The following is a 23917-nucleotide window of genomic DNA, read 5'->3' as shown; positions in this document are numbered from 1 at the left end:
CAAGGCCCTCCCCCGGCGAAGCTCACCGTGCGGGGGCGTCGCCCTTCGGGAGGTCCTCCAAAAGTTCCTCAGCGGAACGGACATCGAAGGCCCGGTCCACCAGACCGCTGAGCACGGCCTCGTCTCGGCAGGCCGAAATCCGCTCCCGCACGCCGTCAGAGACCGGGATTCCCCGCCTCCTCAGTACGGTGAAGACCGAATTCGCCGCCATCTCCGCGCGGCCTTGCAACCGCATCTGGGACGGGTAGTGGTACGTCGCTCCGGCCATCAGTTCCCTCCAGAACTCTCGCGCCGGGCCTTCGTCGAGGCCGGTCTCGGTGAACTCGGCGATGTACTTCGCGGTCGCGACTTCGATCCTGTCCAGCGCTTCAGCCAGCGCTTTCAGTATGCCATCCCGCTTCGGGCCCTTCCTGTGCACGAGCGCGGAGAAGACCGCCAGCATCACGTCCTCGGCGGCCTGATCGGGGTCGGTGACGGTTGCGACGTTGTCCGGGCCGAGCACGATCGGGGCCGTCGTCTGGGTCGAGTGCCACCGAGAGCCGATGACCATGGGTTCACGTGCCCAGGACGCCGTGGCCGTCGACGGGCACGCGACGAGCAGCGTCACTCCGCACCCGAACTTCTCGTACAGGTAGGAGACGTAGTAGGGCCAGCTGCCCCGCTTGCCCCCGTCCTTCTCGGACTGCGCCTCGATGATGAGGATGTGGTCCTCGGCGCCGTACTCCAACCACAGGACGGAGTCCACGCGCCGTTCGATGACCTTGATCTCGGAGAGATCGGCGTTGAGCACCGACACCGACTCGGGCGCGGGCGGTCCGTTGCCGAAGAGGTGCTCGAAGGTGCGCCCCAGCAGGTGGGGATCCTCGCAGAAGATCCGGTGCAGGGCCTCATGAGGGGGTTTCACCATGCACGGGAAGCTAGCGGCGGATCTGTGCAGGCCGCAGGGGAAACGTCGAACCTGTGTATCAAGAACGCGACCGGAACCCCTTGCGTCCGCGCCGCCGACGGTCGGCCCCGGTCCGCTCCGCCGTCCTACGCCGCCGTCGGGGCCGTCTGGGGGGCGGCGGTGATGTCGCCCGTCTCGCCTTCCCGGTAGGCCTTGCGGCCGAGGGTGTAGACGTAGAGCAGGAACACCGCCTCGGCCGCCACGCCGATGCCGATGCGCAGCCAGGTCGTGTGCACCCACCCCGTCACCAGGCCCTCGATCAGGCCGGAGACGAACAGCACCAGCACCAGCCCCAGCGCCACGGCCACCGCCGCGCGCACCTCCTCGGCCAGGGCCCGGCCGCGCGGGCGGCCGCCCGGGTCGATGACGGTCCAGCCGAGCTTGAGGCCCACACCGGCCGCCACGAACACCGCCGTCAGCTCCAGCAGCCCGTGCGGGATGATCAGGCCGAAGAACACGTCCCCCTTGCCGTGGGCGACCATCATGCCCCCGGCCGTCCCCAGGTTGGCGCCGTTGAGCGCCAGGACGTAGACCGTGGGCAGGCACAGGAACACCCCGAAGATCAGCGCCTGCGCCGCCGCCCAGGCGTTGTTGGTCCACACCTGCGCCGCGAAGGACGCCCCCGGGTGCTCCACGTAGTAGTTCTCGAAGTCGTGCTCGACGTAGGCCCGGATGTCCTCCGGGGTGCCCATCGCCGCCATCGCCGCCGGGTCGTTGACCAGCCACACGGCGATCGCGGTGGAGAAGGCCACGGTGCCCAGGCTCGCCGCGATCCACCACCACCGCAGCCGGTACACCACCGCCGGGAAGGTCCGGGTGAGGAACCGGGCCAGGTCGCGCCAGGCCGGGTCGTGCGCCCCGACCACGGCGGCGCGCGCCCGCGCCACCAGGCCGGACAGCCGTCCCACCAGGGCCGGGTCGCCGCCGGCCGAGCGGACGGCCGAGAGCTGGGTGGACACCCGCTGGTACAGGTCGACCAGCTCGTCGACCTCGGGGCCGGTCAGCCTGCGGCGCCGGCGCACCAGCGCCTCGAGCCGCTCCCAGTCCCCGCGGTGCGCGGCGGCGAAAACGTCGATCTCCACGCCAAGCGACCCTACCCTTGGTGACAGACTGGGAGGCGGGCACCGGGGGCGATCGGTGCCCATCGGGGAAGAAGGGAGCACTGGTGGTACACCCGGGTCAGAACGCCCACGGGGCGCCGTCGCAGCTGGTCACCGGGGACGCCGTGGTGCTCGACCTGCGCCCGGCGGGGTTCGCCACGCGCGCCCTGGCGCTGGCCCTCGACATCGTGGTGCAGGGCGTGTCGCTGCTCCTGCTCATGCTGCTCATCACGGCCGTCGCCGACGGGGTGGACCCCGCCGCGACCATGGCCGCCTACCTGGGGCTCACGGTGCTGATCCTGGTCGGCTACCCGGTGGCCTTCGAGACCGCCACGCGGGGGCGCTCCCTGGGCAAGATGGCGCTGGGCCTGCGCGTGGTGGGCGCGGACGGCTCCCCCGAGCGGTTCCGCCAGGCGCTGGTGCGCGCCCTGGTGGCCGTGGTGGAGATCTGGACGCTGTCGGGGATGATCGCGCTGATCACCTCGCTGGTGGACCGCGACGGCCGGCGGGTCGGCGACTTCGCCGCAGGGACGCTGGTCGTCTCCGAGCGGACCCGGCGCACCGGGACCGGCGAGATCCCCATGCCGCCGCACCTGGCCGAGTGGGCGGCCGCCGCCGAGCTGAGCGGCCTGTCCCCGGACACCGCCGCCATGGCCCGCCAGTACGTGCTGCGCTTCGCCGAACTCACCCCCGAGGCCCGGCACGAGATGGGGGTGCGCATCGCCGACATGGTCGCCTCCCAGGTCGGGCCGCCCCCGCCGCCCGGCACCACCCCGCCCGACTACCTGGCCGCGGTGCTCGCCGAGCGCCGCCGCCGGGAGGCCGAGCGCCTCATGCACGCCAGGAACGCAGGTACTCCTCCTGCTCAGGGGTGAGCGCGTCGGTGCGCACGCCCAGCGCCTCCAGCTCCAGGCGGGCCACCTCGGTGTCGATGCCGTCGGGGACGTCGTGCACCCCGGGCGCCAGTGACGCCCCCTCGGCGGCGATCCAGGCCGCGGTGAGCGCCTGCCCGGAGAAGGACATGTCCATCACCGCCGCCGGGTGCCCCTCGGCCGCGCCCAGGTTGACCAGGCGGCCCTCGGCCAGCAGCACCACCCGGCGCCCGTCGGCCAGCACGTACTCGTCGGCCTCGGGCCGCACCCCGCGGCGCACCTCGACCGCCATGGCCTCCAGGGCGTCCAGGTCGATCTCGACGTCGAAGTGGCCGGAGTTGGCCAGCACCGCGCCGTCCTTGAGGGCCGCCAGGTGCTCCGGGCGCACCACGTCCCGGTTGCCGGTGACGGTGACGATGACGTCGCCGACGGGGGCGGCCTCGTCCATCGGCAGCACGGTGTAGCCCTGCATGGCCGCGTCCAGCGCCTTGACCGGGTCGACCTCGGTGACCACCACGCGCGCGCCCATGCCGCGGGCGCGTTCGGCCAGGCCCCGCCCGCAGTAGCCGAACCCGGCCACCACGAAGGTGCGCCCGGCGAGCATGGCGTTGGTGGCGCGCAGGATGCCGTCGATCGTGGACTGGCCGGTGCCGTAGCGGTTGTCGAACATCCGCTTGGTGGCGGTGTCGTTGACCGCGACCATGGGCAGCTTGAGCGCCCCCTCGGCGCTCATCCCGCGCAGCCGGATCACCCCGGTGGTGGTCTGCTCGCAGCCCCCGGCGGCCTCGGCGATCAGGTCGGGGCGCTCGGTGTGCGCGATGTTGACCAGGTCGCACCCGTCGTCGAAGAGCAGGTGCGGGCGGTGCTCAAGGACGGTGAGCAGGTTGCGGTCGTAGGCGTCCTCGTCCATGCCGGTGCGGGCGTGCACGGCGATGCCGTACTCGGCGACCAGCGCGGCCGCGGTGTCGTCCTGGGTGGACAGCGGGTTGGAGGCGGCCAGGGCGATGTCGGCGCCCCCGGCGCGCAGGGCCCGCAGCAGGTTGGCCGTCTCGGCCGTGACGTGCATGCAGGCCGAGACGCGGACGCCCGCCAACGGGCGCTCCGCGGCGAAGCGCTCGCGGATGCGCCCGAGGACGGGCATGGCGCGTTCGGCCCACTCCACGCGGCGGACCCCGGCCTGCGCCAGGCCGAGGTCCGCCACGTCGTGCTCAGGCAGTGCCATCGCGTGTGTGCCGTGCGGAGGAGTCGCTGCTCGAGGCGGCGCCTCAGTAGCGGTAGTGGTCCGGCTTGTACGGCCCGGCCACGTCCACGCCGATGTAGGCGGCCTGCTCCTTGGTCAGCTCGGTCAGCTTGACGCCCAGGGCGTCCAGGTGCAGCCGGGCGACCTTCTCGTCGAGGTGCTTGGGCAGCATGTGCACCCCGATCGGGTACTCCTCGGTCTTGGCGTAGAGCTCGATCTGCGCCAGCACCTGGTTGGTGAAGCTGTTGGACATCACGAAGCTCGGGTGCCCGGTGGCGTTGCCCAGGTTCATCAGGCGGCCCTCGCTCAGCACGATGATCGAGTGCCCGTCCTTGAAGACGAACTCGTGGACCTGGGGCTTGATCTCCTGCTTCTTGATGCCCGGGATCTTCTCCAGGCCGGCCATGTCGATCTCGTTGTCGAAGTGGCCGACGTTGCAGACGATCGCCTGGTGCTTCATCCGCTCCATGTGGTCGGCGCGGATGATGTCGAAGTTGCCGGTGGTGGTGACGAAGATGTCGGCCGTCTCCACCACGTCCTCGACGGTGGTGACCTGGTAGCCGTCCATCGCCGCCTGCAGGGCGTTGATCGGGTCGATCTCGGTGACGATGACCCGGGCGCCCTGGCCGCGCAGCGCCTCGGCCGAGCCCTTGCCGACGTCGCCGTAGCCGCAGACGACGGCGACCTTGCCGCCGATCATCACGTCGGTGGCGCGCATGATGCCGTCCGGCAGCGAGTGGCGGATGCCGTACTTGTTGTCGAACTTGCTCTTGGTGACCGAGTCGTTGACGTTGATCGCCGGGAAGAGCAGCTTGTCCTCGCGCGCCATCTCGTAGAGGCGGTGCACGCCGGTGGTGGTCTCCTCCGAGACGCCCTTGATCCGCTTGCCGATCTCGGTCCACTTCTTGGCGTCGGCCTTCAGGCTCTTCTGCAGGAGCGTGAGGACGACCCGGAACTCCTCGGTGTCGGCCGTGGAGGGGTCGGGGACCGCGCCGGCCGCCTCGTACTCGGTGCCCTTGTGCACGAGCATGGTGGCGTCGCCGCCGTCGTCGAGGATCATGTTGGGGCCGTCACCGCCCGGCCAGGTGAGCGCCTGCTCGGTGCACCACCAGTACTCCTCCAGGGTCTCGCCCTTCCAGGCGAAGACCGGGACGCCCTTGGGGTCCTCCGGAGTACCGTTCGGGCCGACGACGACCGCGGCGGCCGCCTCGTCCTGGGTGGAGAAGATGTTGCAGCTGACCCACCGCACCTCGGCGCCCAGGGCGACCAGGGTCTCGATCAGGACGGCGGTCTGCACGGTCATGTGCAGGGAGCCCATGATCTTGGCGCCCGCAAGGGGCTTGGAGTCACCGAACTCGGCGCGGGTCGCCATGAGCCCGGGCATCTCGTGCTCGGCGAGGCTGATCTCCTTGCGCCCGTAGCCGGCGAGGGACAGGTCCGCGACCTTGAAGTCGAATGACATGCGTGTCTTCACTCCTTGTGGTGGATGCGCACCGAGTCTAGACGCGGACCCCGCCGCAGGGCACGGGCTCGGCGGCGAATTTGACGCGGGTTTGTCAGATTCGCCCGGTCGGTCCCGGTGGGCGGGGCCGCGGTCGGTTAGGGTCGGGGCCATGTCCACTCCCCGCCCGGGCCGCGACCGTGCGGACGCGGTGCCCATCTCCGAGGCCGCCGAGGCGCTCGGCACCAGTCCGCGCAGCCTGCGCTACCGGGAGGCGCTGGGGCTGCTGCCGGCCACCAAGGAGCAGCCGACCGGGCGCGGTCACCGGCACCGCCGGTTCTCCCCCGAGGACCTGCGCACCATCGCCGCGGGGCTGGAGCTGGAGCGCGGCTACGACGTCTCCCCGGCGGCGCTGGCGTTCGCGCTGCGGATGCTGGCCGAGCCCGAGACGCTGGCCCGGGTGCGGGCCTACGGCGAGCGGCTGGGGCGGCTGGCGCCGCCGCGGGCGCGGGCGATGGACTTCGAGAAGCGCAAGGCGCTGCGGCTGCTGCAGTCCCGGGGCCGCACCGCCGACGGGCGCGGGAGCGAGCGGCGCTGACCGGCGGCCCCGCGCCTCACCGGCCGCGCCTCACCAGCCGGTCGCGGCGAGCATGCGCTCTTCGAGCACGGGCGCCATGGTGCGCATGTAGGTGGCGGCGATGTGGCTGCCGTCCCAGTAGACGAGCACGTTGCCGATGACGGAGGGGCATTCGCCGCCGCTGCACAGCAGGTCGTTGAGGTCGAGGACCTCCACGTTGCCGGGCAGGCCCGCCGCCCCGTCCAGGGGCGAGACCGGGGCCAGGGACTCCTCGGCGGGGGCGGTGCACTCCCCGGGCGCGCCCGAGGCCAGGCACTCCACCGCGTCGAACCCCAGCCGGGGGGTGTCGCGCACCGCCACGACCCGCACGCCCATGGCGTCGAGCTCGCGCCAGCGGTCGACGTAGCCGTCCACGACCTGCTCGCCGCCGAACCCGGCCGTGGCGTCCCGGCTGGTGGTGGTGCCGGTGGTGAACACCGCGTCCGGCCGCAGCTCCGCGAGCTCGTCCATGACGCCGCGGTTCCACTCGGCGCAGGAGGGGTAGGGCTCGCCCTTGTAGGTCTGCGGGGCGTCGGTGAACAGGCAGGCGCCCTTGACGATGTTGACGATGCGCCAGTCGTGCTCGGCGGCGATCGCCTCCAGGGCGGGGAACCAGTGCGTCGCGTGGGAGCCGCCGACGAGCGCGACCGTGCGCTCGGGGCGGTCCGAGCCGTAGACGCAGGTGATGACCTCGGAGGCCTTGGTGGTCTGGTTGCAGCCGTCGTCGTAGGTGACCGGGATGTCCTCGGCCGCCTCGGACGGGTCGGGGTAGACGGGGGCCTCGGGAACGGGGGCGCCGTCGGCCAGGGCGGCCGCGCCCGGGTACACCTCGGGGTCGGAGGCCAGGGCCTCGCGGGCGCGCTGCTCGGCGTCCATCCGCGCGGCCCAGCCGCCGGCCGCGAGCACCACCGGGAGCAGGCAGGCCAGCCCGACCGCCGCGGCCCGCGCGGGCGCGGGGAGCCGGCGCGGCCGACGGCGCCGGCCCTCCTGCGGCTCCCCCTCCTTCGGCCTGCGCTTGGCGAAGGCGGCGACCCGGTCGGCCAGCGGGGTGGTGGCCGCGGCCAGGAGCAGCGACAGGACGAGCACCGCCAGCCCGCCGTGCCAGCTGGCCAGGGTGCGCCCGGTGGCGTGCAGGTAGAACACCAGCACCGGCCAGTGCCACAGGTAGAGGGCGTAGGAGAGCGAGCCCAGGTAGCGCATCGGCCGCAGGGTGAGCAGCCGGTCGGCGCCCCAGGGCGAGCCGCTGGTCCCGGCCACGATGACCGCCGCCGCGGCGAGGGTGGGCCACAGCGCGATGTAGCCGGGGAACTCGGTCGAGACCTGGAGCAGCACACCGCAGCCGACCAGCGCGGCCAGGCCCAGCCACCCCAGGACGACGCGCACCGCCCGCGGCGGGTCCAGGCGCGGCAGGACGAGGAACAGCAGGCCGCCCAGGGCGAGCTCCCAGAGCCGGGCGCCGGTGTCGAAGTAGGCCCAGGGCTGGTCGGTGCGGGTCATGTACACCGAATAGGCCAGCGAGGCGGCGAACACCGCGAGCACGGCGACGGCCGCGCCGGTGCGCACCCCGCGCCCGGCACGGGCGGCGGCCCAGGCCGCCGCGGCCACCAGCAGCAGCCACAGCGGATAGAACTGGCCCTGGACCGACAGCGACCAGAAGTGCTGGAGCGGGCTGACCGCGCCGCTGCGGGACAGGTAGTCGACCGAGTCCAGGGCCAGGTGCCAGTTGAGGTGGTAGCCGGCGGCGGCGACCGTTTCGGCGAGGGTGTCGCGCCACCGGTCCTCGGGCAGGAGGAGCCGGGTGGCGGCCAGGACCGCGGCGAGCACGAGGGCGGCGGCGGGCATCAGCCGGGCGCAGAGCCGGCCGAGGAAGGCCGCGGCCCCCACCCCGCCGGTGCGCTCCACCGAGCGGACCAGCGAACCGGTGATGAGGAAGCCGCTGACCAGCAGGAACACGTCCACGCCGCCGGAGACCCGGCCGAACCAGACGTGGTAGGCGGCCACCAGCAGGACGGCGACGGCGCGCAGGCCGTCGATCTCGGGGCGGTGCCCACCGGAAGGGGGCGCGGACGCTGCTGCGGACCGCGGGGAGGAGGAGGGCCTCCCCCGAACGTCCGCGAGGAGGGACTGCACGGCGACGCTGCTCGCTTTCCGGTGCGCGGTCAGGGGGCTCAAGGGCGAGGCCACATCCTGCCCTCCCCCGGTTACCGGAGGGCGTACACGGCCTGAACCCCGCCGCTCCCGCCGGCGAACCCGCCCGCCCCAGAAGTCCGCGGCGCCCCGTGGGCACCCCGCCCGCGAACCCGGCGCTCTGCCCGGCCGACGGACACCGGCCCCTCCGGGCCCGGGCGGAATCGGCCTCAGCGCCCGTGTCCGTGTCCCGGCAGGCAGGCCGACCGGTGCCGCGCACCGCCCACCCCGGTCTCCCAGGAGTTCCACCGCTCCGGCGGACGTGACCGCCTCTCATCGGTCGGCGGCCCCGGCGGTCCGGGCAGTCCGGGCAGTCCGGGCAGTCCGGGCGGTACGGGCGAGAGGCGGTGAGAGGCGGCGACGACGAAGCAGGGGCGGTTCCCCGGCGCCTCCGGTCGGCCGCCAGGCTTCTCGCGGTCCCGGCGATGAGCAGCGGCGACGGCGCAGCAGTTACCCCGCTCACGCCCGCTTACCGGGCGGCAGGCCAACTGCGGTGCAGGGTGGGGGCGGCAACGATGAGGCAGGGGAGGTTCCCCGGGGCACCCGCCCGGCAGGCGCCCCGGTCGTGTCCGCTGGAGTGGTGGAACTTTCGGCCGCGTCCTTGTGAGCGGTGCGGCCGCTACGGCGCGATCGGGGCCCCGCCCCGGTTGCGCGCCCCTCCTCGCCGTTGATCTCGGGAAAGTCGGGGTAATACTCGCCGGTATTACCCCGACTCTCCCGAGATCAACAAGGGTGTCGGTGCGGGCGGCGGCCAGTGCCCCCGGGGGGGGGCGGCCGGGGCCCGCAGAGTTCCACCACGCCGGCGGACACGACCCGCCGCCGTCGCTGCTCACCGCAGGTACCGCAGAAGCCCGGCGGCCGACCGGCGACGCCGGAGAATCGCCGCGCTTCGTCGTCGCCGCCCTCCCCCTTTCGCCCCGGCGGCCCGCCGCCCGGCGAGCAGGCGTGAGCGAGGCACCAGCCGTCCCGTCGCCGCTGCTCCCTTGGCCATCCGCACGCCCGCCACCCGACAGCGCTGCCCGGCGTACCCGCGCGATCCGGCGCCACGCGTCCGTGCCGGCGCCACGCATCCGCAGCGGGGACCGCAGGGATCGCGGGGACCGTCTTCAGGGGCTCCATCCCCTTCCTCCGTGCGAATCCGCGGATTCCGGTTTCCGGCGCGGCCGTCACGGTTACGGTTGCAACCGTGGATTCCCTTGCCGACCGGACCCACTCGGGTGAGGACCTCCCTGCGCCGCTCCGCCGTTCCCTCGGGCGGCTCGACCGGTTGCACGAACTCTGCCAGCAGCGGTGCCGCAGCGGCCCGCGCGAGGGCCCCGACGGGCTGCGCGACACGGTGGAACGGCACGTCCGGGAGCTGCGCGCGCTGGCCGGGCAGCCCGGCTCCCCCGCCCGGTCCGGCCTGGACGCCGACGCGCTGTGCGCCGTCGCCGCCGAGCCGCCCTCGGGCGCCCCCCTGACCGCGGACCGGCTGGCCGCGCTCGCCCGGCGGATCCCCGACTTCGACCCGCCCGCCCCCGCGCCTCCGATCGGCGACGCGGCCGGGGTCGCACGGGCGGCCGCCGCCGAGACCCACCCCGTGGTGCGGGCGGCCCTGGTGTTCCGGCACACCACCGAGGCCCTCGGCCGGCGCCTGGAGGAGACCGGCACCGTCTCCACCGGGCCGCCGCCCCACCTGCGCCCGCTGCCGTGGGCACTCGCCTCGCTGTCGCTGCTGCGCTCGGACCACCTGCCGATCGCCGCCGACCGGCGGATCGGCACGCGGCTCGGCGCCGCGGTGGGCGCCCCCTCCCCCGAGGCGCGCACCGCCGCACTGGCCGCGCTCTTCGCCGACCTGCAGACCGCCGCCATCCGCGCCCGGCTGAGCTCCCCCCTGCACGGCCGCGCCGAGGCGCAGCCCTCGGCGCTGCTCGCCTCGGCGCTGCACCGGCGCGTCCTGGTGCACCTGCGCCGCCGCACCGGTCCGCTCTCCCAGGTGCTGCGCCAGGTCGACCCGGAGGCGGCCGCGCATGTGGAGGCCGCCGACGTCGCCGAGGGGGCCCGCCTGGAGCACTGCGCGGCGGCCGCCGAACGGGCGCTGTTCGTCACCGGCCCCGGGTGCCGCTGGGTCGCCCTGGACCTGCGGGCGGCGGGCGCCTCCCTGGAGCTGCTGGTGGCCGTGCACGACGTGGGCGGCCCGCCGACCGGGGCGCTGGCGGTGACGGCCTCGGCGGTGATGGACACCCCGGACGGCCCCGAGGAGGTCCTCGACCCGGCCTGCACCGACTGCGTCACCCTGGTCCCGGGCGACTCCGCCGGGGACCGGTGGCCCTGCGTGGAGGAGTTCGTCGACGACGCCGTGTCCCGGGCGGTCGACCGCCTGGCCCGGACCATGGCCTGAGAACGCGTCGGGGGAGCGGACATGCGCGGCGCGCCGAGCCCACGGGCACGTCATCGCCCGGGACCGGCCGGGCGTTCGGCGGGGCCGTCCCAGCGCTGAGCGGCGGATGCAGTAATCGCCCACCCCATGGCGGGGGTCGGTGCGGGGGCGTCGGCGTCACGGCCCTGGACCGGCCTCGCTCCCCTTGGCGGCCGACACGTCCGGGAAGAGCGCACCGCCCCCCCCGGGAGACCACCGCCGGGGCGGGGGCGCGTCAGCCGGAGAGGGCCACCAGCACCAGGATCAGGACCAGGATGACGATCGTGACCAGCACGGCCGGGATCACCCAGCCCTGGGACAGCACCGGGTCCTCCTGGGCCGGCGGCTGCTGGGGCATGCCCCCGGGGTAGGTACCCGGCCCCATCGTGGTGTTGGGGCCGCCCATCGTGGTGTTGGGCCCCATCGCCTGCGGCCCCATGGGTCCGCCGGGTCCGCCGGGGCCCGGGCCCATGTTCGGCGGGGGCGGCGGACCCATCCCCATCTGGCCGGGGTGCCCCATGTTCGGGGGCGGCGTCTGCGGCCCCATGGGTGTGGGCCCCTGCGGGTGCCCCATGGGCGGCGGGGTCGGCGGGCCGACCGGGGGCGGCGTCTGGGGGCCGCTGTTCGGCGGGTAGGGCGGCTGCGGTCCGGTGACCGGGCGGCCCGGCCCCGACGGCATCGGGGTCTGCGGCCCGCTGGGCGCCGCGGGCCCCTGCGGCGGGGCGATCACCCCGGTCTCGGCGGCGCGCTCCCCCTCCCGCACGACCTCCTCGGTCGAGGCGCCGTCGGCGGGGTCGTGCCCCAGCAGCCGCATCAGCAGCTCCTTGGCGGCGGGCCGCCGGGACGGGTCCTTGTCCAGGCAGGCCTGCACCACCGGGAGCAGCTCCTCGGGCACCCCGTCCAGCGACGGCGGCGCGCTCACCACCCGGTGCACCACGGCCGGCACGCTGTCGGCGCCGAACGGCGCGTTGCCGGTGGAGGCGAACGCCATCACGCACCCCCAGGCGAACACGTCCACCTTGTCGGTGATGCCGCGCCCCTCGATCTGCTCGGGGGCCATGTAGGAGGGGGTGCCGACGATGGAGTTGGTGAGCGTGGCGGTGCCGTCGTCGACCCGGGCGATGCCGAAGTCGATCACCCGCGGGCCGTCCGGGCCCAGCAGCACGTTGCCGGGCTTGAAGTCGCGGTGCACGATCCCGGCCTTGTGGATGGCCACCAGCGCGGTCGCGGTGTTCACCGCCAGGCGCTGCAGCGACGCGCCGCGGCGCGGCCCGCTCTTGGCCACCGCCGCCTGCAGCGACGGGCCGTCGACGTACTCGCTGACCACGAACGGCGGGTCCACGTCCAGGCAGGCCTCGTGGATGGCGGCGGTGCAGAACGAGGCCACCTTCTGGGCCGCGCGCACCTCCTTCTCGAAGCGCGCGCGCAGCTCGTCGTTCTCGGCCCACTGGTCGTTGAGGACCTTGATGGCGACCTCTTCGCCGTCCCGGTCGCGGCCCAGGTAGACCACGCCCTGGCCGCCCTTGCCGAGGCGCCCCTCGACGCTGTAGTCGCCAATCGACGTGGGGTCGCTCGACGACAGCGATTCGGGACCGGGCATGGAGCTCCTCCAGAGGGGGTTCGGTGTCGGCGTCAGCCCTGGATCGGTTCGTCGGCCGCAGTTTCCACCTGATACGCCGCAGCCAAGTACACAGTGGCGTAATCGGTTAGAGCGATCAAACCGGCCAGGCGTTCCATCCGATCCCCCGGCTCCGTGGAGACCCTGCTCACCCGGGTCCCCGCGGCGTGCGCCGCGTCCTGCACCGCGGCCAGGTCGCCGTCGGCGTCCGGGCCGCCCTCGGGGTCCTCCAGCACCACCGGGTGCACCCGCACCCCGGCGTCCTCCACGGGGTCGTCGAAGATCGACCGCGGGCCCTGCCCGCCCAACGGCCCCGACAGCGCGGCGAGCGAGGTGCCCAGCCCCTCGGGCAGGGCCGCGGCCAGCACGGGGTACCCGGCCACGGCGCCGGCGCGGGCGGCGAAGCAGCGTGCCGCGGCCACCGCCTCGGGGGTGGACCCGCAGGCCAGCGGCAGGGTCCCGGCCAGGTCGGCGGCGAGCGTCTTGGCCTCGTTCTCCCAGCTCTCCACGGAGGGTGCGCACCGTCCGGCGACCTGCTCCATCCGCACGGCCGCCGCCTCCACGGCCTCCGCGGACGGCGCGGGCACACCGGCGGCGGCGACCAGCGCCAGCGCCGCCCCCACCGGCCCCCACAGGGTGGCGGGGCCGCGCAGCACCGCGTAGGGCGCGTGGGCCTGCTCGGCCAGGGGCCGCAGCGGGCCGTCCGGCGGGCCGGCGGCCGCGAGCGCACAGCCCCGGCGCACCGCCTCGGCCGCGCACGCCGCCACCGGGTCGGCGGCGGGCCCGGCGGGGCCGGAGACCGCCACCACCAGGTCGGCGGCGCCCACCCATCCGGGCAGCCCGCGGCCCCGCACCACCTGGACGGGGACCGGGCACCCGGGGCCCAGCGCGGCGGCGGCGACGTCGGCGGCCACCGCGGCGGCGCCCGACCCGGCCAGCACCAGGGCACGGGCGCGGCCCAGCGCCTGGAGCAGGTCCGGGTCCACCTCCAGGGCCGCCGAGCGGCCGGCGCGCAGGTGCGCCCCGGCCGACGCGGCGGCGCGCGCCGCCGCTCCCCCGGCGTCGGGGGAGTCCAGCAGGGACTCGTCGAACTCCCGGGCCACCACGGCGTCAGCCGACCTCTCGCGCCTCGTCGACGAGCAGCACCGGGATGCCGTCGCGGATGGGATAGGCCAGCCCGCTCTCATCGCAGACCAGCTCGCCGGCCTCGGCGTCCAGCCGCAGCGGCTTCTTGCTCTTGGGGCAGGCCAGGATCTCCAGCAGCCACTCGTCGATCTTCGCGCTCATCGCTTCTCTCGCGCTTCTCTCGGTCGGTCGTTCGTCGTCGCGGCCGGCTCAGGCCCGCACGATGGCCAGTACCTCGTCGCGCAGCCGCTCCATGCCCGCGGTGTCCGGCGCCTCCACATTGAGCCGGAGGAGCGGCTCGGTGTTGGAGGCGCGCAGGTTGAACCAGCTTCCGTCGACGAAGGAGACGGTGAGCCCGTCGAGCCGGTCCACGCTCGCCCCGTCGCGCCCGGCGAAGGCCCGCTCCACCGCGGCGGTGCGCCCCTCCTGGTCCTCGACCTGGGAGTTGAGCTCCCCGGAGGCCGCGTAGCGAGTGTATTGGGCGGTCAGGTCCGACAGCGCCTCGTCTCCGCCGCCGAGCGCCGCCAGCACGTGCATCGCCGCCAGCATCCCGGTGTCGGCCCGCCAGAAGTCGCGGAAGTAGTAGTGGGCGGAGTGCTCGCCGCCGAACACCGCGCCCGTTTGGGCCATGGTCTCCTTGATGAAGGAGTGGCCGACCCGGGTGCGCACCGGCTCCCCGCCGTGCTCGCGCACGATGTCGGGCACGGCCGCCGAGGTGATCAGGTTGTGGATGATCGGCGCCCCCGGCTCCTTGGCCAGCTCGCGCACGGCCACCATGGCGGTGATCGCCGAGGGCGGCACCGGCTCGCCGCGCTCGTCGATCACGAAGCACCGGTCGGCGTCGCCGTCGAAGGCCAGGCCCGCGTCGGCGCCGGTGCGCCGCACGGCGGCCTGCAGGTCCACCAGGTTGTCCGGGTCGAGCGGGTTGGCCGGGTGGTTGGGGAAGGTCCCGTCCAGCTCGAAGTAGAGCGGCACGATCTCCAGCGGCAGCGCGTCGAGCAGCTGGTCGCCCAGGACGGCGGGGACGGTGTGGCCGCCCATCCCGTTCCCGGCGTCCACCACCACCTTCAGCGGCCGCATCCCGCTCAGGTCGACCAGCGACCGCAGGTAGGCGGCGTAGTCGGCGAGCAGGTCGCGCTCGGTGACCGTGCCGGGGGCGCCGGTGTCGGCCAGGCCCTCCTCGGCCAGGCGGCGGATCTCGGCGAGCCCGGTCTCGGAGCTGATCGGGGCGGCGCCGGCGCGGCACATCTTGATGCCGTTGTACTGGGCGGGGTTGTGGCTGGCGGTGAACATCGCCCCGGGCATCTCCAGCCGCCCGGAGGCGAAGTAGAGCATGTCGGTGGAGCCCAGCCCGGCCATGACCACGTCGGTCCCCTGGCCGGTGGCGCCCTCGGCGAAGGCCGTGGCCAGCGCCGGGGACGAGGGGCGCATGTCGTGCGCCACCACGATGGAGGGGGCCGCGTTCACCCGGGCGAAGGCGGCCCCGACGGCGCGGGCCACCCCCTCGTCGAGCGTGTCGGGGACGATGCCGCGGACGTCGTACGCCTTGAAGATCTGACCGAGATCACCCACTGCTGCTCCGCATCCGAGTCGTCGTTGCCGCACGGTCACCGCAGGGCGGTCGCCGGGCCCGCCGGGGGCGGGGTTCCAACGTACCGGAACGCGGGGGCGGGGCCCCGGGCCGCGTGGGAGGGGGTCAGCCCTCCCCGGACGGGCGGGCGGGCGGGGTCCGGTCCGGGTTGTCGGACTTGACCACGCGCAGGTGGCCCTTGCGCTGGCCCTCGGGTCCCGAGGGCGCGGGGGGCTCGGCGCGGCCCCCGGGCGCGCGGGGGCGGGCGGCCTCGCGCACCGCGTTGGCCAGGGCCTCCAGGTCGTCGCTTCCGGGTCCGCCGGAGCTGTCCGCGGGCAGCCGCACGACCTCCCAGCCGCGCGGGGCGGTCAGGCGCTCGGCGTGCATGGCGCACAGGTCGTAGCAGTGGGGCTCGACGTAGGCCGCGAGCGGGCCGAGCACGGCGGTGGAGTCGGCGTAGACATAGGTGAGCGTGAAGACTGCTGGCTGTCTGCACGCGGTTCGCGAGCAGCGTCGGACAACGCTCACGAGAGCCGACCCTAATCCCTTCCTCCTTTGGGCGCCAGTACGGGGACCCAGGTGTGTCCGGGCCCGGCCCCGGGGGACCGGGGCTGCGCTCCGGCCCCCGATGGCATACTCTCGAATCGTGCGACGAGTGCGCCTACAGAGGGCTCAGGCCGACCGCTTCCGACGCCGGGACCGCCGGGGCCGCGGGATCCGCGGTCCGCTGGCGCCGCCGGAGGTCCCCATCTCCCGCAGCCGGGCTCAGGTCTTCGACGACCTCGTGCTCGACGCGGTGGAGCGCTTGGAGCGCGTCTGGTCCCGTGAGCTCGCGAACGTGGAGTTCCTGGTCGAGGACGTCCCCCGGGTCCCCCGCGGGATCACCGCCGAGGACGGCATCCCCTACTCCCGCCTGGAGGCCGGCCGCGACGGACGCGCCCGCATCACCATCTACCGCCGCCCCGTGGAGATCCGCACCCGGGAGCAGGAGGAGATGGCCCTGATGGTGCACGAGACCGTGGTCGAAGAGGTCGCCAACCTGCTCGGCCTGGAACCCGAGACCGTCGACCCGGAGGCCTGACCCGCCGGGCGGCCGCACGCCTGCCGCCCGCCCCCGGGTCTACGCCGCCCGGGACTCTGCCCTGCGCCGCACGCCCCGGGATCCCGGTGATCCAACGGCCACGCTCAGACTCGCGCCGCTTCCCCGATCGTGTCGTGTCCACGAGGCCCCCGGTGGCAGAGGAAATGGGCGGCGACGGCACAGCAGGTACCCCGCTCACGGGCCCCGGCCGGGCGACAGGCCATCGGGGCGCAAGGGGCGAGGCGGCGACGACAGGGCCAGGCGGTTCCCCTGGCCTGCCGGTCGGCCGCCGGGCCGCTCGCGGTCCGGGAACAGCAGCAACGACGGGACGGCTGGTTCCCCGCTCGGGGCTGCCTGCCGGGCGGCGGGCCCCTGCGGTACCAGCGGTAAGCAGCGACGACGGCGCAGGCTGGTACCCCGCTCATGGGCCCCGGCCGGGCACCGGGCCGCCGGAATGCGAGGAGATGGGCGGCGACGACGGAGCGGGGCAGTTCCCCGGGGCCTCCGGACGGCTGCCGGTTGGTCGGTGGTGCGGGATGGAGGCGGCGACGGCCCAGCGGATACCCCGCTCACGCCTGTCGGCCGGGCGGCGGGCCGCCGGGGTGCAGGGAGATGGGCAGCGACGAATGGGCGCGGCGGTTCCCCGGCCTTACCTGTCGGCCGCCAGGCCTCTCGCAGTCCGGGGACAGCCGCAGCGACGGGACGGCAGGTACCCCGCTCCGGGCCCCGGCCGGGCGGCGGGCCGTGGGGGTGCAGAGGGGAAGCGGCGACGAGAAGGGGCCCGTTCCTCAGGGGCGGCGGTCGGCCGCCGGGCCTCTGGCGGTCCGGGCCGGGCTCGCGGTCGGGGCCGGTCGCTTCCCGCCCGTGCTCGCGGCGCCCCGCCCGGCCCGCGCCGGGCGCCCCCTGACCAGTGGCCCCCTTGTGACCTGGGGGAATACGAACCGTCACGGCTCGGGGTGAGCGGAGGCGCGCTGATCGACGCCCTATGGCGGCCCCTGGGTGCGATCCCGGCCAGACCAGAACGGGGTTCGGTACTACGGTGCCCGTATTGCCCCTGTTCGTCCGCCCGCCGGTGGGGCGGGGGTGGCGGAGGAGGAGCGGGGCGCCCGGTCGTGCCAGGCCTGGTGCCGGTGTCGCCCCCTTCCCGGCTACCCGGAGTGACCGAGGGTGCTGTAATCGGGTCCGGTGTGCCGGTAGAGGGGGTGTCGGGTACCGAATCCCGTTCTGGTCTGGCCGCCACCGCACGCCTGCCCGGTCCTGGGCGGCGCTCCGGGGGCGCGCAAGGCCCGCACCCCCTTTGGATCCGGGCAAACGGGGCGCCCGGCGGGCCGTGTCCGCCGGAGAGCGGCCCGGAAGGGCGTGTTGTCCATCGTGAGTGGTGGTATCGCCACGCGATTGCACATTTCGTGGCGATACCACCACTCACGATGGCCTGCTGCCGCCTGGTGCGCCCGGTATGCCCGGAACGCGAAAAGGAAGGGGCCCGCCAGGGCCGAAGACGGCAGACCCCCGGCGGCCGACCGGCAGCGCCGGGGACCCGCCTCACCGTCGCCGCCTTGCCCCTTTCGCCCCGGCGGCCCGGCACCCGGCCGACAGGCGTGAGCGGGGTACCTGCCGTTCCGCCGCCGCTGTTCATCGCCGGTACCGCCGGGGCCCCGCCGCCCGGCAGGCAGGCCGGAGCGGTGGAACCTGCCGTCCCGTCGCCGCCCATCTCCCCGCACTCCGGCGGCCCGATGCCCGGCCGGGGCCCATGAGCGGGGTACCAGCCTGCGCCGTCGCCGCCGTACCTCCCGGACCGCCAGGGACCCGGCGGTCGAGCGGAACGGCCGGGGAACCACCCCGCTTCCTCGTCGCTGCTCATCTCCGGTACCGGAGGAGGACCGCCGCCCGGCCGGGGCCCGCGAGCGGGGCACCAGCCGAGCCGTCGCCGTGCTCCGTCTGAGCCGCCGGGCCCCTGAACCGCTGAACCGCCGGGCCGCCAGCCTCGGGAAGGCCTCGGGCTCGGGTCAGCGGTCCTCGGATTCTTCTTCTGTACCCGAGATCGCGGTCAGACCCCCGGTCACGGCCGGGAGGCGGACCTCGGACGGCGCCGGGTGCACCGGAAGGACCGCGGTGTGCCGGTCCTTGCCCGACCCCTCGGTCAGCACCGCCCCGACGTACGCCGACCCCGAGCCGTCGCCCAGCTCCAGCGCGAGCGCGTAGTCCCCGTCCGGCCCCTCGACCTCCTGCTCGGCGGTGGTCCCGGCGCCCGCCTCCACCTGGACCGGGTCGCCGGTCGTTCCGTCCGGGGACACCGGGGTCGCGACCACCACGGCGTCCTCCTCCGTCGCCCCTACCAGCAGATCCAGCGACACCCCCTCCGGGACGGCGGGGACCGATGCGGTGCCGTTCGGCCCCGGCGCCAGGGCCGGCACCGCCGCCGTGTAAGCGGCGTCGTCCCCGCCCTCGCGCTCCGCAGCGACCCCGGCCACCACCGGCTCGTCGGACTCGACCACCACCGTGGCCGGCTGCTCCCCCAGCGGCATGTCCAGGCTCGCGGTCGTCGTCGACGCCGGCGGAACGTCCACCGTCTCCAGCGCCTCGACCTCCACCTCCCCTTCGGCGGTCACCAGCCGCACCTGCACCTCGGCCGGCTCGTCGCCGGGCGCGGCCACCATCAGGGTGCGCGCCCCGCCCCCGCCGGGCACGCCCGGGACCGCCTGGGCGTGCGCCGGGCGCGCGGTCGCCGGCGCCCACTCCGTGCCCGGCCCGGAGCGCTCCACCAGCAACGACGGGGAGACCCGCCCGGCGGACGTGCGCACGTGCACCGTTGCGGCGTCGCCGGAGGAGGCCTCGGTGAGCTCGCCCAGCTCCAACACCTCCTCGGTGTGCGGCTCCACCCGGACCCCGCGTACCGAGGAGTCGGAGACCGGGCCGTCCGAGGCGTACACGTCCACGGTGGCGACCGCCGCGGAGTCGTCCGGGTTGGCCAGGCGCAGGCGCAGCTCCCGCACGTCCTCCCCGGAGGGCGCGGTGAACCAGGTGCTCCACCCCGGCTCGGCGCAGCCGACCGCCGCCAGCCCGGGGGCGCCGTCGTCCTCGGCGTCGCCGTCGTCGGCGCGCGCGGTCACCGCAGCGTCCAGCCCGGCGGCGAACGCCCCGGACGCGCGCAGCACCGAGGCGCCCTCGGCATCGTCGACGTCCTCGGCCAGCAGCTGCCCGGGCAGGTCGCCCTCGGCGAGCGGGGCGCGGGGGTCCTCCTCGTTGGGCTCCAGCACCAGCTCGCCCTCCTCGTCCCCTTCGAACGGGGAGAACACGGCCGCCTCGGTCCCGGTGTCCTCCGGCGGGGACGGGCAGACCCGCACCGCCGACTCCACCCGGACCCGCTCACCGCCGCCGGAGGCCTCCGGCGGGCCCGCCGGGCGGGTGCCCGCGGCCACGGCGAACAGCGCCGCCAGCGCCACCGCGACAAGGCCCAGCAGCGCGAACCGGTTCTGCACGATCAGCTTCACGCCTGGTCCTCCCCCGTGCCGTCCTGCTCGCCGGCCTCCGGCTTCCGGTCGGTGCCCTTGCGCCTCCAGCCGGCCCTCCGGCGGCCGCGGGAACGGCGGCCCGGGTCCGTGTCCGTCGCCGACGGGCCCTGGTCGTCGGCGTCGGACCCGACGACGCCCATCGAACCGGTGTCCGCACGGCCATCGGCCCTACGGCGACCACGACGGCGACCGCCCCCGCTCCCGGACGCTTCTCCCGGCGACACCACGGGGACCGACCCGGTATCCCTGCCATCGGGGCCCGAGCCGTCGCCCTGCTCCACCACCGGCTGCGCACCGGTGTCGGCACGCCCACCGGACCTGCGACGGCCGCGGCGGTGGCCGCCGCCCTTCCCGGACGCTTCGCCCGACGGCACGACCGGGACCGACCCGGTGTCCCCACCGTCAGCCCCCGAGCCGTCGCCCTGCTCCACCACCGGCTGCGCACCGGTGTCCGCACGGCCACCGGACCTGCGACGGCCGCCTGCGCGGCGGCCCGATGTGCGGCCGCTCGGCGGCGTGGCCTCCTGGTCGTCGGCGTCGGACCCGACGACGCCCATCGAACCGGTGTCCGCACGGCGATCGGCCCTACGGCGACCACGACGGCGACCGCCCCCGCTCCCGGACGCTTCGCCCGACGGCACGACCGGGACCGACCCGGTGTCCCCACCGTCAGCGCCCGGGCCATCGCCGTGATCCACCACCGGCTGCCCGCCGGTGTCCGTCGTGGCGGTGTCCGTCGCTGCGCTCTCCGTCCCGGTGGTGCGGCGGTGGCCGCGGGCCCGGCGTCCGCGCGGGCGCCGGGGGCGGGCCTCGGCACGGGTCCGCTCCTCGGCGGCGTCCTCCGCGGTGCGCGCCCCGGGCGAGGCCAGGACCAGGGCCAGCGCCAGCAGCACCCCCTGCACCACCAGCCAGGCGTCGCGCACCGCCGCGCCCCGTTCGACCACCACGTCCCCGCCGGAGGCGGGCACCGTGAAGGCGGCCGTTCCCGCCTCCGTGGTCTCGGCGGCCAGTTCGCGCCCGTCCACCGACGCGGTCCATCCGGCCCCCGCCGGCTCGGCCAGCAGCAGGGCGCGCCCCTCCGACCCGGCGGGCACGCTCACCCGCCCGTCGGCCTCGGGGGTCAGGACCTGCGCGTCCCCGGCGGCGCCCGCCCCGCCGTCACCGTCTCCGCCCGCGGCGCCGGTACCGGCACCGGCCCCGTCCTCGGCCGGGGGCGCCAGGCGCATCCGCCCGGTGGGCGCGTCCAGCCGCCAGAGCGCGAACTCCTCGCCGTGCATCTGCCGGATCAGCCCGGGGGTGCCGTCCAGGGTGTCGACGACGGTCGGGGCCTCCTCCCCGCCGTCCGGCGGGTCGGGCACCAGCACGTGCCCCACCCCGAAGTCGGCCAGCGCCGCGACCTCGTCCCCGGCCCGGCCCGCCGCCAGCGCCGCCACCTCGGTCTCCAGGGCCTGCCGGGCGTCGTCGTCGGGCTGCACCTGCTCGGTGCCCAGCCGGGGCTCCCCCGGCCGCAGCACCGCGTACCGCAGCGGCCCCTCCCCGGCCGGGGAGAGCACGAGGGTGCGCACCCCCTCGGCGCCGCCGGTGGTGGCGGTGAGGAAGGCGGGCACCGGGTCCGGGGCGTCCCCGCTGAGCGGCCCGTCGACGCCCTGCCACATCCAGGCCGCCGCGGCGCCGACGGGGGTGGTCAGTGCCAGGGCCGCCGCGCCCGCGGCGAGGAGCCGGCGCAGCCCGCCGTCGCGCCACATCCGGCCGAGCGACTGGGCCGCCAGCCCCGCGCTGAGCAGCATCGCGGTGGCGGCGAAGGCGAGCGCCACCCCGGGCCAGGCGTGTGCGGGCGGCCCGCCGTAGTACGGCGCCACCGCGGCCCGGCTGATGAGGATGGCCGCCAGGATCCCGAAGAGGGCCATGCACCAGCCCACCGCCACCAGCATCCGGCGGCGCAGCAGGAGCAGGGCGCTCAGCGACGCGGCGACGAACCCGGCCGTCACCCACCACGGGGGCGCCCCCGCGCCGCCCGGGGAGAGCATGAGCAGCTCGTGGGCGGCGGCCGGCGGGGAGGACAGGGCCGGGTCGTGCAGGCCCGCCTCCAGCAGCCACTGGGAGGGGTGCAGCACGAGCTGCGCCGACCAGGGCAACAGCAGGAGCAGCGGCACCCCCAGTGCGATCGCAAGGCTGACGTACAGCCGGCGCCCCAGGTGGCCGAAGGCCACCGCCACCACGCCGCCGCCGACCAGCGCCAGCAGCCACAGCAGCGGCACGAACGCGGTGCCCGCGGCCAGCAGCAGCGCGATCCCCCAGGCGGCGCGCCGGGAGCGCTTGGGGGGCAGGGTGAGCATGCGCGAGGCGAGCAGCCCCAGCACCGGCAGCAGCGCGTGCACCAGCGCGGTGCCGATCCGCCCCTGGGCCACGGCGCCGGTGGCCACCGGGAGCAGGGCGTAGGACCCGGCCATCCACAGCCGCGCCGGGCGGTAGGCGAGCACTTCGCGGGCGAGCAGGTAGGCGGTGGCCCCCGCCAGCGGCACGCACCCCAGGAGCAGCACGGTGACGGCCAGCCACGGCTTGCCCAGGGCAAGGGTGGACAGCAGCGCCAGGACGCCCACGTAGGGCGGCACGGCCGCGTCCGACCCGATCCCGGTCTCGTGCGCGCCGGACAGGTAGAGCGCCCACAGGTCCGCGGCGCCTCCGGCGGCCGGCGGGAGCGCGCCCCCGGCCAGGGTGCCGCCGCTGAACAGCGACCGCTCGGCGACCAGCGCCACCGCCGTCAGGGCCAGCACCAGCAGCACGCCCGGGTGGGTGAGCACGCGCCGCAGGACGCCGTGCTCGTCGGCCAGCAGGCTCTCCTCGTCCTCGGCCGGCCCGGCGGCCACCGCCTGGTGGCGCCCGGAGGACGGGGCCCCGCCGCCGCCCGTGAGCAGTCCCACCACGGTCTCGGTGAACTGGCGCAGGGCCACCCCGTGCGCCAGGTAGGGGCGGATGGCGCTGTAGGTGCGGCGCCGGTTGCGGCGCCTGCGGAAGCGGGCCCGGACCAGCCGCCCCGGCATCAGGTACACCGAGGTGATCGCCACCGCCTCGTCGTAGGCGTCGGCGGGCCGCTTGGCGATGACGTACATCAGCACCCGCAGCAGCGATCCCAGCGAGTTGCGCAGCAGGGCGCCGACCATCCCCCCGAAGGGCAGGTTGGCCAGCAGCACGAACATCGCGTTGCGCCGGTCCAGGCGGCGGGGGTGGTCCCCGGCGGCGCCGATGCGCCTGCGGCGGCGGGCGGCGGCCTCGGCGTGGTAGGCCACGGCGCCGGTGACCAGCAGGACCCGGTGCCCGGCGGCCCCGGCGCGCCAGCAGAAGTCGATGTCGTCGCGGAACAGCGGCAGCGACGCGTCGAACCCGCCCAGGGCCTCCCACACGTCCCGGCGCACCAGCATCCCGGCGCTGGAGACGGCCAGCACCTGGCGGTCGCCGTCGTGCTGGCCGTGGTCGAACTCGCGCGGCTCCAGCCCGGTCTCCCGTCGGCCGGCGCCGTCGATGGTCACCCCGGCCTCCACCAGGAGCCGCCGGTCGTACCAGTCGCGCAGCTTGGGGCCCAGGACGGCGGCGCGCGGGTCGTCGGCGGCGGCCGCCAGCAGGCGCTCCAGCGCGTCGGGGGCGGGGGCGCAGTCGTCGTGGACCAGCCAGATCCACTCGGTGGCGCCGGGGCCCGCACCCGGGAAGGGGGCGCTGAGCCGGGGCAGCTCCAGGCCGGCCCGGACCGCGCCGCCGAACCCGGAGCCGCGCGGGGCGGCGGCGATGGCGTCCGGGGCCAGGAACTCGGCGAGCACGTCGCCGCTGCGGTCGCGGCTGCCCGCGTCCACGCCGACGACGCGCTGCACCGGGCGGTTCTGGTCGCGCACGGCCTGCAGTGACTCCGCGAGCCAGCGTTCGCCGTCGTGGGCGACGATCACGGCCGTGACGATGTGGAGGGCGGGGTCGGGATCCTGGGCAAGCACGCTGCGGGTCTCTCGAGGGTCGCGGGTCGGGATGTAACGCGGGATACGGTCCGACTCATTCGGCAGCTCACCTTACGGCACACGGCGGGCGGCCGTGGGCGGAACGGTCGGACCGGGGCGGAGGCGGCCGGAAGGGGGCGGACCGGGACGCCCTACCGGTAGGGGCGTAAATAGGGGATAAAAAAACGTGCGCTCCGGGGCAAAGATCCCGGAGCGCACGCATCGGCGCAG

The 23917-nt window shown here is 75.5% G+C and carries 16 protein-coding genes; 4 read left to right on the top strand and 12 right to left on the bottom strand.

Annotation, left to right across the window (positions count from 1 at the left end):
* Positions 1-22: 22 nt before the first annotated feature.
* The gene (locus tag C892_RS32410) at positions 23-907 is read right to left on the bottom strand and encodes a hypothetical protein (protein WP_017559251.1); all 885 of its coding nucleotides are present in this window, start codon (positions 905-907) and stop codon (positions 23-25) included.
* Between the two features lie 125 nt (positions 908-1032).
* On the bottom strand, positions 1033-2028 hold the full coding sequence (locus C892_RS0123865) for a stage II sporulation protein M (RefSeq protein WP_017559250.1): 996 nt from the start codon (positions 2026-2028) through the stop codon (positions 1033-1035).
* 83 nt (positions 2029-2111) lie between these two features.
* Between C892_RS0123865 and C892_RS0123860 the strand changes: the two genes are divergently transcribed.
* Positions 2112-2921 carry an RDD family protein gene (locus C892_RS0123860; RefSeq protein ID WP_017559249.1) on the top strand — a complete coding sequence of 270 codons (810 nt, stop codon included), beginning with the start codon at positions 2112-2114 and terminating at the stop codon, positions 2919-2921.
* On the opposite strand, the gene ahcY (C892_RS0123855) is transcribed toward C892_RS0123860, so the two are convergent.
* Together ahcY (C892_RS0123855) and ahcY (C892_RS0123850) are read right to left on the bottom strand one after the other, a co-directional pair.
* On the bottom strand, positions 2878-4140 hold the full coding sequence (gene ahcY / locus C892_RS0123855; RefSeq protein WP_017538520.1) for an adenosylhomocysteinase: 1263 nt from the start codon (positions 4138-4140) through the stop codon (positions 2878-2880). The genes C892_RS0123860 and ahcY (C892_RS0123855) overlap by 44 nt on opposite strands.
* A gap of 43 nt (positions 4141-4183) precedes the next feature.
* Entirely contained in the window at positions 4184-5620 is a 1437-nt protein-coding gene (gene ahcY / locus C892_RS0123850) for an adenosylhomocysteinase (RefSeq protein ID WP_017538521.1), read from the bottom strand.
* Positions 5621-5771: 151 nt separating this feature from the next.
* Between ahcY (C892_RS0123850) and C892_RS0123845 the strand changes: the two genes are divergently transcribed.
* Positions 5772-6197 (top strand): MerR family transcriptional regulator, encoded by a 426-nt coding sequence (locus tag C892_RS0123845; RefSeq protein WP_017559248.1) that lies wholly within the window; start codon positions 5772-5774, stop codon positions 6195-6197.
* A gap of 30 nt (positions 6198-6227) precedes the next feature.
* Here C892_RS0123845 and C892_RS0123840 read toward each other — a convergent pair whose 3' ends face one another.
* Positions 6228-8345 carry an acyltransferase family protein gene (locus C892_RS0123840; RefSeq protein WP_017559247.1) on the bottom strand — a complete coding sequence of 706 codons (2118 nt, stop codon included), beginning with the start codon at positions 8343-8345 and terminating at the stop codon, positions 6228-6230.
* Positions 8346-9588: 1243 nt separating this feature from the next.
* Between C892_RS0123840 and C892_RS0123835 the strand changes: the two genes are divergently transcribed.
* Positions 9589-10782: a hypothetical protein gene (locus C892_RS0123835; RefSeq protein ID WP_239647508.1), complete on the top strand. Its 1194-nt coding sequence runs from the start codon at positions 9589-9591 to the stop codon at positions 10780-10782.
* Between the two features lie 253 nt (positions 10783-11035).
* Here the strand turns inward: C892_RS0123835 and C892_RS0123830 are convergent, their stop codons facing one another.
* From C892_RS0123830 to C892_RS0123810, 5 genes are all read right to left on the bottom strand, one after another.
* Complete coding sequence (locus C892_RS0123830; protein WP_017559245.1) at positions 11036-12400, bottom strand: serine/threonine-protein kinase; 1365 nt, start codon at positions 12398-12400, stop codon at positions 11036-11038.
* 32 nt (positions 12401-12432) lie between these two features.
* Positions 12433-13524, bottom strand: a complete 1092-nt coding sequence (locus C892_RS0123825) for an SIS domain-containing protein (protein ID WP_017559244.1) — start codon at positions 13522-13524, stop codon at positions 12433-12435.
* 4 nt (positions 13525-13528) lie between these two features.
* Positions 13529-13705, bottom strand: coding sequence for a Trm112 family protein (locus C892_RS30905; protein ID WP_017538528.1), 177 nt, complete (start codon positions 13703-13705; stop codon positions 13529-13531).
* A gap of 48 nt (positions 13706-13753) precedes the next feature.
* Positions 13754-15115, bottom strand: a complete 1362-nt coding sequence (locus C892_RS0123815; RefSeq protein WP_017559243.1) for a phosphomannomutase/phosphoglucomutase — start codon at positions 15113-15115, stop codon at positions 13754-13756.
* A gap of 124 nt (positions 15116-15239) precedes the next feature.
* Positions 15240-15641, bottom strand: a complete 402-nt coding sequence (locus C892_RS0123810; RefSeq protein ID WP_026124590.1) for a DUF3499 domain-containing protein — start codon at positions 15639-15641, stop codon at positions 15240-15242.
* A gap of 127 nt (positions 15642-15768) precedes the next feature.
* Between C892_RS0123810 and C892_RS0123805 the strand changes: the two genes are divergently transcribed.
* Entirely contained in the window at positions 15769-16194 is a 426-nt protein-coding gene (locus C892_RS0123805; protein WP_017538531.1) for a metallopeptidase family protein, read from the top strand.
* Positions 16195-18200: 2006 nt separating this feature from the next.
* Here the strand turns inward: C892_RS0123805 and C892_RS0123800 are convergent.
* Entirely contained in the window at positions 18201-19685 is a 1485-nt protein-coding gene (locus C892_RS0123800) for a DUF5719 family protein (protein WP_017559241.1), read from the bottom strand.
* Entirely contained in the window at positions 19682-23686 is a 4005-nt protein-coding gene (locus C892_RS0123795; protein WP_017559240.1) for a glycosyltransferase, read from the bottom strand. The genes C892_RS0123800 and C892_RS0123795 overlap by 4 nt, the downstream gene beginning before the upstream one ends.
* Between the last annotated feature and the right edge of the window lie 231 nt (positions 23687-23917).

The organism is Nocardiopsis baichengensis YIM 90130 (genome assembly GCF_000341205.1).
GTDB lineage: Bacteria > Actinomycetota > Actinomycetes > Streptosporangiales > Streptosporangiaceae > Nocardiopsis_A > Nocardiopsis_A halophila.
This window is presented reverse-complemented; position numbering and strand designations above follow the sequence as displayed.